Source organism: Lacticaseibacillus manihotivorans DSM 13343 = JCM 12514 (genome assembly GCF_001435035.1).
In the GTDB taxonomy this organism is placed as follows: Bacteria; Bacillota; Bacilli; order Lactobacillales; family Lactobacillaceae; genus Lacticaseibacillus; species Lacticaseibacillus manihotivorans.
On record NZ_AZEU01000118.1, the window covers coordinates 1 to 10,830 of the forward strand.

Sequence of the window (10,830 nt, forward strand, 5' to 3'; positions counted from 1 at the left end):
CCCGTGTGAATCGTGGGATTGCGCTGCTTTTTTGAAATTCTATGAATAATCCAGGGCATAATATTTTTGAAAAAACCGGTTTCAATTGGATGAAATCAAATTGTGACATCATGGAAAGGCGTCTTTATGGAAATTGTTCAAACTGCAGGCTTGACGCTACTGATTTTAGTTTTTGCGAGTTTAGGCTTATCTTGGCTGAATGCTGCATCGATTCAACAAGTCGTCAACCGAACGGGAAAGTCAAATAGCCAATTATGGGTGATGAAGCCCGGGATCTTTGTCCATGAGTTATTGCATGCACTGGTTGGCTGGCTGTTTGGGGTGAAAATCAGTGGGTTTTCCATGCGAGCGGATCAAGATTCGGCGGCGCATGTCACCTTTAACTTCAATCGCCGCTCTTTGCGTCAGCGTCTGGGGGTGGGCTTAGCAAGTGCAGCACCGGTTTGGGGGATCAGCGGCATTTTATTAGCAGTTGGAAAACGCGCATGGTTTCACAAAGTGGCGTTGCGTCAACTGTCAACGCTTGGGCCAAATCCAGATTGGGCCTGGGTTGCCGGGTGGCTGGTATTGACGATTTTATTGACATTTGGTGCAAGCTTGTCCAAGCAAGATCTCAAAAACACCTTGATCGGGCTGCCTATTTTCATTGGTTTGCTGATTGCAGTGGCGTTGCTCATGGTTTGGTTGTGGCCAGCAGGGCTTAGTATGTGGCGTCAGCTAAATGTGTTGTTGTTGGCAGTGGTGTTGGTGATGGGGGTGATTGCAGGTGTTGTCAATCGTGTGTTAGCGCTTTTTTAGTCAACGGACAGATTCGCGTGGGTGTCCGTTGGCATTGTGAATTCAGTCACTTATACTAAGGGGGTAAATTATTCAGGAGGCTACATCAATGAAAACCAACTTCGATTTCTTAATGCCAAGTGTGAACTTCTTTGGCCCAGGCGTCATCGCTAAAATCGGCGATCGTGCGAAAATGTTGAATATGACCCATCCTTTAGTCGTCACTGACAAGTTCTTAGCCGGCGTGGCTGACGGTCCAGTTGAACAGACGTTAAACTCTTTACAAGCAGCTGGTGTCACTTATAGTGTGTATGATGGGGTTGAACCTAATCCAAAGGTCCGTAACATTCAAGCGGCTAAAGCACAATACTTAGCTGAAAACTGTGATTCAATCATTACTGTCGGTGGTGGTTCTGCGCATGACACGGGTAAAGGCACTGGGATCATTTTGACTAACGGGGATGATATCACCAAGTTAGCCGGGATCGAAACTTTGGAAAATGCGTTGCCACCATTAATTGCGGTGAACACCACGGCAGGGACAGGCTCTGAATTGACTCGCCACTGTGTGATCACCAATGAAGAAACGCACTTGAAGTTCGTGGTCGTGTCATGGCGCAACATTCCGCTGGTTTCTTTCAATGACCCATCCTTACAATTGGACGTGCCAGCCAAGCTGACCGCAGCCACTGGGATGGATGCGTTCGTCCAAGCTATCGAACCTTATGTGTCCACTAACCGCAACAGCATCACTGATGGCCAATGCTTGCAAGCCATCAAGTTAATTGAAGAAAACTTGCGCGAAGCTGTCGCTAACGGTCACAACCTTGAAGCGCGTTCTGGGATGGTTGAAGCCGAAATGTTAGCTGGTATGGCTTTCAATAACGCTGACCTTGGCTATGTGCATGCCATGGCGCACCAACTCGGTGGTCAATATGACGCGCCACACGGTGTATGCTGCGCATTGTTGTTGCCAATCGTTGAAGAATTCAACATCATTGCCTGCCCAGAACGGTTCCGTGATTTAGCCATTGCGATGGGTGAAAATGTTGACGGCTTATCTGTCCGCGATGCCGCCGAATTATCCATCAAGGCCATGCGTCAAATGTCCAAAGACGTTGGCATCCCAACTTCCATCAAAGCTTTAGGCGCCAAGCCTGAAGACTTCGAACTGATGGCCGAAAATGCGTTGAAAGATGGCAATGCCTTCTCCAACCCACGCAAAGCGACCAAAGAACAAATCGTTGAATTGTTCCAAAAAGCTTACGACGCTGAATAGTTACGAGACGCAAAAACAGCTTGATGCCGAAAATGGCATCAAGCTGTTTTTGCGTGCAGGCGGACGGTATAGGTGAGGGCAAACGAGGCAGCTAAGAAAATCACGACAACCAGATAAGGCACATGATAGTTCCAATCCAGCAGCGCACTGGAAATCAGTGGTCCGACAATGTTGCCAACGGATGTCAGCGACATGTTCAAGCCATTGATCACCCCTTGATTGTCTCGGCTTTGTTTGGTCAAAAGCGTCGTGATCGCTGGCCGCAACAAGTCAAAAGCCGTAAAGGCAATCAACGTGGCCACGGTGACCGCCCATTTGGCATGGGTGACTAAGATCCAGCCAACTGCCGCAGCACTGGCGAAAAAGGCGATTCGGGTAAGTTTGATTTCACCTAGCCAAATGATCAACCGAGCAAAGAACAAGACCTGAATGGTTAAAGAAATGATCCCATTCAACGTCAATACCAACGCGATATCGTTCAAGGTGAAGTGGAAGACTTCATTGACAAAAATACTGTAGATACTTTCAAAGCCTTGTAAGCCAAAACTTGAAACCAAGATCAAGGTGAATAACATCACCATCGGGCCGGTCAGCACGGCTTTCCAATCCGCTGAAGCTTGCGGTTGTACCAAAGTATCTTGGAACTTTTCCAATTTGCGATCGTCGGGTAACCAGAAGATAGTCGCCAGCATCCCAGCAATGCCTAAGCCGGCCGCAAACCAAAATGGCGTTTTATAGCCGTAATTGGCCAAAATTCCGGATAGTCCAGGGCCTAGGATCAAGCCACCGGATAAGGCTGCTGACAGCCAGCCGATCACTTTGGCACGTTGGCGATGATTGGTGACGTCAGCGGCTAAGGCTTGGGCGGTTGGCATGTACATCCCAGCGGCCAAGCCACCGATGATTCGGGATAAATCAAACATGTACAAGTGATTGGTCAAGGCAAACAACACTTCTGAAACGGCAAACAATGCCAAGCCCCCGATCAAAATCGGTTTGCGACCGAGTTTATCACTCATCCGCCCGATGATCGGACTGGTCACAAATTGCGTCAACGCGTAAAGTGACGACATAATGCCCATATCTAAGGCGCTGAGATGCAGATCATTTTTGATGAATGGCATCACCGGCCAAATTAAGCTCATGCCTAAAAGCATCAGAAATTCACTGAAGATTAAAATGGCGATGGTACGTTTAACGGGACGTGACATGTTGACCTCCTATTTCAATAAACACATAAAGAAGATGATAACATATATGAAGAGATTTTGTGAACGCTCAGTGAATAATTGCGACATCGGCTTCAGTTCAGTAAAATGACTTTATGATCAAGGAAATGGGAGGCACAAGATGACCCAACAAGTCGCGGTGATCGGCAGTATCAATGTGGATCAGATCTTACATATTCAAAACTTACCCCAACCTGGTGAAACGATTGAAATGACCGCTTTTTCCAAAGCCGCCGGGGGCAAAGGCGCAAATCAAGCAGTGGCTGCCGCTCGGCTTGGCGCAGAAGTGGCTTTTATCGGCAGCGTTGGGGATGATGCCAATGGTCAATTCATGCATCAAGTGTTAACGGATGCCCAACTTGACCTCACAGGCGTCAGTGTTAATCCGCAAGAGGCTACCGGTCAGGCCTATATTTTATTGCAAGCCACTGGTCAAAATTCGATCATTATTCAACATGGGGCAAATTATGCCTTGACTGCTGAGCAGGTGCGCTCGCAAGCAAGTCGGTTGCAAAATGCTGACACCACGGTAGCGCAGTTGGAAGTCCCGATCCCAGCCATTTGCACGGGATTTGAGCTTGCTCACGAGGCGCATCGCTTAACCATTTTAAATCCTGCGCCTGCCCAAGATATTCCAGAAGCACTGCTTCAGCTCACCGATATCATTGTGCCCAATGAAACGGAAAGTACAAAACTCACTGGGATTGCCATCGATCAACCTGACGGCTTGCGCGCCAATGCGACGTGGTTTCACCAACAAGGCGTGCCAGCGGTGATCATCACGCTAGGCGAACAAGGGGCATATGTCTCAACACGTGACGTCGCGTCCCAAGTGCCTGCGTTTCCAGTCAAAGCTGTGGATACCACTGCTGCTGGTGATACCTTTATTGGGGCGTTAGCTGCCCAATTACAACCGGATTTAAGCAACGTGATTTCAGCAGTGCGCTTTGCGTCGATGGCATCTGCATTGGCGGTTCAACAAAACGGTGCGATCCCATCGATCCCGACCTTAACTCAAGTCAACCAAGCCTTGCACCAATGAGAGGCACAGAAAACGCCTTGCCGAAAATGATTTTTCAGCAAGACGTTTTTTAGTTGGACGGATGTGAATCGTGTGGTGAATCCATCCGCACGATCCCAACTTTTGCAAATAAATGAATGGCAGTTTGCATCGCCTCGTTTAATTGGTCATGGTCGGTGGCCGATAACCCGGATAGTCGCTGATTGATCCGGGTTTGAACTTTGCGCATATGCGCTTCTGCCACCAAGTCGCCTGCTTTAGTGCGCATCACCAATACTTGCCGGCGATTATCAGGATTGTGGACGCGTTTGACAAAATTCTGGGCCTCCAAAGCCGCAATGGTGCGGGTCAGCTGTGGGGCAGTGGTGCCCATCAGCTCAGCCAAGTTGCTCATGGTAATCCCAGGATGTGAGTAAACCATGATCAAGGTCATGATTTGTTGAGGCGTTAAGCCGATTTCTTCTATTGAAAGGTTTTGCATCAAGCCTTGGGCCAGCGTGGCAAAGAGTTGGCCGAACAGCTCAATATGATCATCTGATGTTGCGTTCCCCATACATACTCCTTTTGAACCATCTTCATGAAAAATTCAGTCTTAGGACCTATCTTTCACAAAATGATCATGAATCAATTGACAATTGTTAAGTATGCCGATATAGTTAGCAATTTGCCATTTCCACCTTACGCACCAGTGCTTTCATGAACATTTTCATTTTTGTGACCAGATTTCGACCAGACGGTTTTAGTTAGCAATTCATTATATTTGTCACTAGCGTTATTTAATCCAGCCTGTGTGTTGTGGATATAGTGTTCGACAGTAAACTTGGAGTTAGAATGACCAAGCGTTCCGGCGATGTCTGTGGCACTGATATCGTCTTCAGCCATTAGGGTAGCCTTAGTATGCCGTAAGCCATGAACTGTAATATAACGCAGATTGTTGCGCTCGCAGATCAGCTCCATCCAGCGCTGCGGCAGTAGGTAACTGATGCGGGGGTGTTGTTCCCATCTAGAAGTAAATACCCAATTGTCAGCAGCGTTAGACTCTTGCCTATTGCGCCATTGCATTAGTGCACCAAGTACGTCGTCGCCAACTTTTAACAGCCGATTACCGTGATCAGTCTTCGGCTCGCCAATAGATTCAGGCACACCGTTGTATTTCGGTAGTACAGTCTTTGTGATAGAAATTGTCTTATCTTTAAAGTTGACGTCATCCCACGTCAAAGCGATTGCTTCGCCTCGGCGAACGCCAGTTGAGATGATGACTCGGAAGAATGCACGGCGCATAATCGCGGGTGTTCCGAGCGCAGTTGCTTCTCGATCCAGAGCATCTGAAAATTGTTGAAGTTCGTCGATGCTGTATACGTTGTTCTGAGCGTGATTGCTGGTTCGCTTACGATCGTGAGGTATTGTTATCATGGCAGCGGGGTTTATGGTGATCCAGCCCATACCACCAGCAAACTTCAATAACATCTTCAGGCGGCCAAAAATTGTCGGCCCAGTGACAAACTTTCGGCAAAGCTTATTCACCCACGGCTGGATATCCATAGGGGTGAGCTGGTCGACGAAATAGTCGCCAAAGTCAGGTATGATGTGATGTTCAAAGTTTTGCTTAGCATCGCGTTGTGTAGCGGGACGCACAGTATCTTTCCACATTGGATACCAGCTTTCGTATGCCTCACGAATTGTAGGACGTTTCGGTGTTGCTTGTCGAAGCCCATGTTTGAATTCATACACGGCATCATCGTAGCCGTCTGCTGCCGACTTCTTAGATGTGAACCCGCGTAGCGTCGTGTATTTATCTAGGCCGGTCTTGGGATCAATACCAAGATAGCCTTTTACCATCCACCTTTCTTCTGGCTTGAGTGTCTTACCATCAATAGATTTTTTAGGTTTTAATTTGTATTTTATATAAGTTGCCATGCGTATTTACCTTTCACGAGGCTCTCACACATCGATTAGTAATAACGCTGGAATCACCACCTCCTTAAGTGGTAAAATTGTATACGAAAAGCGCACTCATCGAGTGAGATTTCACATTGCGCCTAGCCGGCCATCCGTCCAAAGATTTCGGCTAGGCGCTATTTTTATGCTCAGAATTTCAATGTGTCATCGTTTCCGAGTATCTTGGCCTTCTGCTGATCAAACTCTGATTGCGTGATCGCGCCCTCGTCAAGCAATTGCTTGAAACGGCGTATCTGGTCGACCTGCGAGCCCGCCTGTGCTTCCTTACGCTCTGTTTCAGATTGTTGTCTGTCGGCGTCTGCTTGCGCTTGTGCGTCTTGAACTTCTTTTTGATGGTAGTAGTACCAGATCGCACCACCAAGCACGGCGATCGCAACAAAGATGTACCAATAATTGATCAGAACCGCAATACCTAAGATCAAGATGAACGCGCCACCGCAACCTAAGCCGCCACGTTTGCTCATGTAAATCACCTCCAATACGTTTCTGTGATTGCGTCTTACCTACACCGTCCAAAGTAGGGGTCAGGCGCTTTTTTGAAAAAAATTTAAAATCAATATCTAGTGTGACTAATCGTCTGTTTTCCTAGTTTTTCCGTGATACCGACACACAATATATAGATTGTCCCCGCTTTTCCTGAAAAGCTAGCCGTTGACGAATTTTTTCCTTTCGGTTATTCTTATCCCAATGGTACCCCACATACCTCTGCTTGCATGTATCCTCTGTGGGGTCTTTTTTTGTAAGGAGAAAATTTATGGCGTACACACGACCAGCTAAAGATTGCGCTGGGCAACTAGATATTTTGAAGAAACGGGGATTGCAATTCGATAATCGAGATGCCGCTGAAAAGCTACTTCAAGAGATTGGATATTTCCGCCTAAAAGGTTACTGTCTTGGCTTTTACAAACAAGATACCGAAACATTCAAGGATGGGATAAGTATCTCTCAGTTGCACCGCGTATACCGATTTGATTCGGATATTCGTGGGATTACGATGAAAGCTTGCCAACGTGCAGAAGTCCGCTTGAAGTCAATTATGGGGATGCAACTGGCACTGAGGTTCGGACCAGTAATGCCTGCTAATGCACTTGAACCATCCTCTTTGTTTGAGAAATGGACCGAAAGCGTCGATAGTGCACATTTGCAAGGCTCGAAGCGTAAAGAACTTTACGTCAGGCACTATCTGGAAGATTATGGTGAGTTCCCAATTTGGGTGGATTTAGAGCTGTCCACTCTTGGAAATGTCTCCAAACTATATTCGTGGCTAGAGCCAGATGTGAAGAAAGCTATTGCCGATCAATATTCTGCCCGAGTAGTTTACTTGCTTAACTGGACGCACATGCTGACGGTAGTTCGCAATACATGTGCGCATAACTCACGATTCTATGGTCGCTTCTTGCCCGTTTACGCCAAGATGCCTCGACCCCAACTTAGGTATTTTGGGAACACAACTTACGCATCAATGGTTTTTGTACTGTCGCGATTACTTGAACCAGACGACTTCCAGTCCTACATTGACGGTCTGAAACGTATCTTTAAAGAGTATCAAGGCGATATTGAGATAGGTCGACTGGGTTTTCAGTCAAGTTGGTACAGTCACGCTCAGCGGTTAATGTAGTTATTTCCTTTCAGCCTCCCGCCAAGCGAGGGGCTTTTTATTTTGCAGTCGATTAAAGCCCTAAAATTTGCTTCTTTTTGGCGTTAAACTCAGCTTGGGTGATGGTGCCTTTTTGCTCTCAGCTTTCGCAGCAGATGAGGACGCCTTAGTGCTGGCTTCCTTGGCAGCTTTTCTGCTTGCTGCGGCTTCGGCTCTTATGTGCGACTCGCTCTTAGCCCTAGCACGCAAGATAGAGGCTTTCAGGATCGACTGTTTTGATACCCTTTTTGATGATGATGCAGCTTCCTTAGCGGCTACCTTCTTGGCAGCCGTGCGGGTGTCAGCAGCTTTCTGTTGTGGACTGTTCTCGATGAGCGCGTTGCCGCCAAGCCCCAGAATGAAGCCAAGGGCGACAAACACCCACAGCATCGTCTTCTTAGTCTTTTGCTTTCTCCTTTTTACAAGTTGCCATATCGCGTAGACGATTAGCACAGTACCCGCCAGCTCGGCGATTGTTCCTAAAGTATTCATAAATCTGCCTCCAAAGTGGTATATTGTATTTGTGCATAAATTCTTCGCTCACACCATCTCCAGTGGCTGTGGGCGTTTTTTAGTGTTTACTTAACCTTTACTTTAGTGCTATTCTTGCGCTGAAGGGTAAATGACTAATTCAGTGAGGAGACAGCTATGAAAAAAGCAATGGCTTATATGAGTGCGTTTGTTTTTGTGTTGTCTGTTCTTGAGCTAATACTATTCACAATCTCTGCTATCGCGCTGATACGTTGGGTAAGTGTCGAAGTGATTTTGATTGTGACAACGATTGTTTCTGCAATAGTTACATTCAAAAGTTTTCGGATTGAATTTGATTAGCTCTCAGGTTTATTCTTAGAACTTGAGTTCTCTGTGAGGCGGTTGGCTTTTTGAATCGCTGAGATTAATTCGGTTGATGTAGTGATGTCAATATTTTTCATTGCAGAAACTGCATCTTCAGAAAATTGTTGAATTTTACTAGCATTGTTAATTAAGTTGGAAATGTGTTCATCCTGTGCAGCGATATGCTTATCGGTGGCTTCTCGTTCTTTTAACTCAAGTTCGCGTCTCTCTCGTTCAATTTTCCAAACGGATTCTTCCTTAGTTTCTCCCTTTTCAATAGTCACAGATTGTCCGAAAAATTTGAAGGATGCTTTTTTTATCTCTTTTCGAAATGCAAAGAGAAGGAGTCCACTCACGAGAACCACGCATGTAATTCCGCCGACAATCTCAATTGGTCCGAGTGACTGAACATTGGTCTTCGAGATAAGCTTCTCGTCCGGAAATAGTAGTTTATGGATGTGCGCATATGAATATGTGAAGGTCGATTGATCAAGCATATCAATATCTTGGAGCTGGTTTACTAAATACGTCGAGTGAATCTTATCATCCGTGATGTAACTGTCGAATAAAGCACGGTTGATATAATCCTTATATTCGTCAGCATTACTAAGAGTATGTCCGGCATACACTAGTTTGTATAGCGCAGGATCGGCACTATTCCGATCAATAACGCCCAGCCAATGTACCTTACGGCGTTTTTGATATGGACTGTGGCGTTTATCATCGAGGAGCTCCTCGTCAGTTTCTGCATAGACTTCGCTTGTTATTTTACCGATGAGATACCGTTCTGAGTTCTCGGACGGCACAAGTACGATATCGTCTTTCTTCAGTGCATAAACAAAGCGCTGTAATTGGCCCGCAGTGGATCCTGGTTGTTTATCGTCCGGAAATAAATCGTGTACTTTAGACTTCAAAGCATCTACATTTCCGCGGTAGTTATCAATATCTTCCAACGTAATTGAATTCCAGCCCATACCGACGTAATCACCGGCATTAAAGTCATCGTAATATCGACCGCCGTTGGCTCGAAAAAGCCAATATGTAACGTCTGATGCGAGACGTTGAAGTTGTCGTGCAACACTATCTATATCTAAAGTGAATGTATCCATATTTTTACCTTCTCAACTATTAGCGATACGATTAATGTGCTGAAGCCCAGTTACAATTTCATTAAGTTGTGCTGTGTAATTGTCTTCAAATTCCGAGTGAACACTCAGCTTTTAACGTCGTTCCGTCCTGGACGTAGCCCCACTCTCCGGCTTGCACGGGGACGCCGCTTGCGTGGGGGAAGGAACTACAGCCCCAGAAGTTGTTTCTTCTTTGCATCATATTCAGATTGAGTAATGGCACCAATCTGTTTTAGGTTGTAAAGCTTTTTAATCTCATCAGTCGGCGATTGTGAGCTGTCTGAGTTGGCACCAGATAAATATGTCGTGACTGCGCTAGTCAAAGCGCTAATTAATCCTATTCCGTTAAACATAAGAATTGCGGCCGCGATTCTTCCAAGTACTGTATGCGGAGAAATATCTCCATAGCCAACAGTTGTGGCTGTTACAATTGCCCACCAGAGAGAATCACCATATCCAACGCTTTCGGTCACAGAGTAAACACTTGCTCCAATTAGAATTAAGGCGGCAGATAACCAAATGTAATAAATTAGGCCTGTACGTTTGAGAATTCTTTCGGCATGTTTGGTTAAAATACCAACGATTCCCGCTAGTCTTGCAAGCCTAGTTAACCTCATCAGACGAGTAAGCCTAACCAGCCTAAGAATTCGACCAAAACGGAAAAAAGAAAAGGCATAGTTGAATGGAATTATGGCTAAAAGATCAATTAGGTTGTGCTTGAAGAAGTCCCATTTACTGTCTGCATGTAGCATTCTGCTAAAATAATCAATTGCAAATATAACTAGAATGCCATTGTCAATTTCAGTATAAGGAGACTTATCAATGCTTATCCTTCCCATGTAATCAAGCACGATTAGAGCAACGGACAGTAATGCTAAGATTGCAAACAAAACCGTGTAGTATTTATGCAAAGTGATGTGAACCCATTGGGTTGGACAATTAAATAACTTGGTTATGCAGCCTCTTGA

12 protein-coding genes are annotated in these 10,830 nt (G+C 45.8%); 5 read left to right on the forward strand and 7 right to left on the reverse strand.

Going from position 1 to position 10,830, the window contains the following annotated elements; genetic code table 11:
• Positions 1-126 precede the first annotated feature (126 nt).
• Positions 127-798 (forward strand): hypothetical protein, encoded by a 672-nt coding sequence (locus FD01_RS06375; RefSeq protein WP_056963301.1) that lies wholly within the window; start codon positions 127-129, stop codon positions 796-798.
• A gap of 88 nt (positions 799-886) precedes the next feature.
• The gene (locus FD01_RS06380; protein WP_056963303.1) at positions 887-2,056 is read left to right on the forward strand and encodes an iron-containing alcohol dehydrogenase; all 1,170 of its coding nucleotides are present in this window, start codon (positions 887-889) and stop codon (positions 2,054-2,056) included.
• Between the two features lie 38 nt (positions 2,057-2,094).
• On the opposite strand, the gene FD01_RS06385 is transcribed toward FD01_RS06380, so the two are convergent.
• Positions 2,095-3,267, reverse strand: coding sequence for an MFS transporter (locus FD01_RS06385; protein WP_056963305.1), 1,173 nt, complete (start codon positions 3,265-3,267; stop codon positions 2,095-2,097).
• A 139-nt stretch (positions 3,268-3,406) separates the two neighbouring features.
• On the opposite strand from FD01_RS06385, the gene rbsK reads away from it, so the two are divergent.
• Positions 3,407-4,327 (forward strand): ribokinase, encoded by a 921-nt coding sequence (gene rbsK / locus FD01_RS06390; RefSeq protein ID WP_056963307.1) that lies wholly within the window; start codon positions 3,407-3,409, stop codon positions 4,325-4,327.
• 49 nt (positions 4,328-4,376) lie between these two features.
• Here rbsK and FD01_RS06395 read toward each other — a convergent pair whose 3' ends face one another.
• From FD01_RS06395 to FD01_RS06405, 3 genes are all read right to left on the reverse strand, one after another.
• Positions 4,377-4,859, reverse strand: a complete 483-nt coding sequence (locus tag FD01_RS06395; RefSeq protein WP_054718470.1) for a MarR family winged helix-turn-helix transcriptional regulator — start codon at positions 4,857-4,859, stop codon at positions 4,377-4,379.
• Between the two features lie 125 nt (positions 4,860-4,984).
• On the reverse strand, positions 4,985-6,223 hold the full coding sequence (locus FD01_RS06400; protein WP_056963309.1) for a tyrosine-type recombinase/integrase: 1,239 nt from the start codon (positions 6,221-6,223) through the stop codon (positions 4,985-4,987).
• Positions 6,224-6,393: 170 nt separating this feature from the next.
• Positions 6,394-6,729 carry an SHOCT domain-containing protein gene (locus FD01_RS06405; RefSeq protein ID WP_054718463.1) on the reverse strand — a complete coding sequence of 112 codons (336 nt, stop codon included), beginning with the start codon at positions 6,727-6,729 and terminating at the stop codon, positions 6,394-6,396.
• 290 nt (positions 6,730-7,019) lie between these two features.
• Between FD01_RS06405 and FD01_RS06410 the strand changes: the two genes are divergently transcribed.
• Positions 7,020-7,883, forward strand: coding sequence for an Abi family protein (locus FD01_RS06410; protein WP_054718460.1), 864 nt, complete (start codon positions 7,020-7,022; stop codon positions 7,881-7,883).
• Between the two features lie 52 nt (positions 7,884-7,935).
• Here the strand turns inward: FD01_RS06410 and FD01_RS16955 are convergent, their stop codons facing one another.
• Positions 7,936-7,986 (reverse strand): hypothetical protein, encoded by a 51-nt coding sequence (locus tag FD01_RS16955; protein ID WP_152164889.1) that lies wholly within the window; start codon positions 7,984-7,986, stop codon positions 7,936-7,938.
• A gap of 563 nt (positions 7,987-8,549) precedes the next feature.
• Here FD01_RS16955 and FD01_RS06420 point away from each other — a divergent pair.
• Entirely contained in the window at positions 8,550-8,732 is a 183-nt protein-coding gene (locus tag FD01_RS06420; protein ID WP_056963311.1) for a hypothetical protein, read from the forward strand.
• Here the strand turns inward: FD01_RS06420 and FD01_RS06425 are convergent.
• Together FD01_RS06425 and FD01_RS06430 are read right to left on the reverse strand one after the other, a co-directional pair.
• A complete protein-coding gene (locus tag FD01_RS06425) occupies positions 8,729-9,844 on the reverse strand; it encodes a hypothetical protein (RefSeq protein WP_054718454.1) in 1,116 nt (371 codons plus the stop codon). The two genes, FD01_RS06420 and FD01_RS06425, sit on opposite strands and share 4 nt — an antisense overlap.
• A 185-nt stretch (positions 9,845-10,029) precedes the next feature.
• Positions 10,030-10,818 carry an ion transporter gene (locus FD01_RS06430; RefSeq protein WP_056963312.1) on the reverse strand — a complete coding sequence of 263 codons (789 nt, stop codon included), beginning with the start codon at positions 10,816-10,818 and terminating at the stop codon, positions 10,030-10,032.
• Positions 10,819-10,830 lie beyond the last annotated feature (12 nt).

What these genes read in the sequence shown, in the direction of transcription:
- FD01_RS06375 (WP_056963301.1), top strand. Translation starts at nt 127, where the DNA reads ATGGAAATTGTTCAAACTGCAGGCTTGACGCTACTGATTTTAGTTTTT.
- FD01_RS06380 (WP_056963303.1), top strand. Translation starts at nt 887, where the DNA reads ATGAAAACCAACTTCGATTTCTTAATGCCAAGTGTGAACTTCTTTGGC.
- FD01_RS06385 (WP_056963305.1), bottom strand. Translation starts at nt 3,267, where the DNA reads ATGTCACGTCCCGTTAAACGTACCATCGCCATTTTAATCTTCAGTGAA.
- rbsK (WP_056963307.1), top strand. Translation starts at nt 3,407, where the DNA reads ATGACCCAACAAGTCGCGGTGATCGGCAGTATCAATGTGGATCAGATC.
- FD01_RS06395 (WP_054718470.1), bottom strand. Translation starts at nt 4,859, where the DNA reads ATGGGGAACGCAACATCAGATGATCATATTGAGCTGTTCGGCCAACTC.
- FD01_RS06400 (WP_056963309.1), bottom strand. Translation starts at nt 6,223, where the DNA reads ATGGCAACTTATATAAAATACAAATTAAAACCTAAAAAATCTATTGAT.
- FD01_RS06405 (WP_054718463.1), bottom strand. Translation starts at nt 6,729, where the DNA reads ATGAGCAAACGTGGCGGCTTAGGTTGCGGTGGCGCGTTCATCTTGATC.
- FD01_RS06410 (WP_054718460.1), top strand. Translation starts at nt 7,020, where the DNA reads ATGGCGTACACACGACCAGCTAAAGATTGCGCTGGGCAACTAGATATT.
- FD01_RS06420 (WP_056963311.1), top strand. Translation starts at nt 8,550, where the DNA reads ATGAAAAAAGCAATGGCTTATATGAGTGCGTTTGTTTTTGTGTTGTCT.
- FD01_RS06425 (WP_054718454.1), bottom strand. Translation starts at nt 9,844, where the DNA reads ATGGATACATTCACTTTAGATATAGATAGTGTTGCACGACAACTTCAA.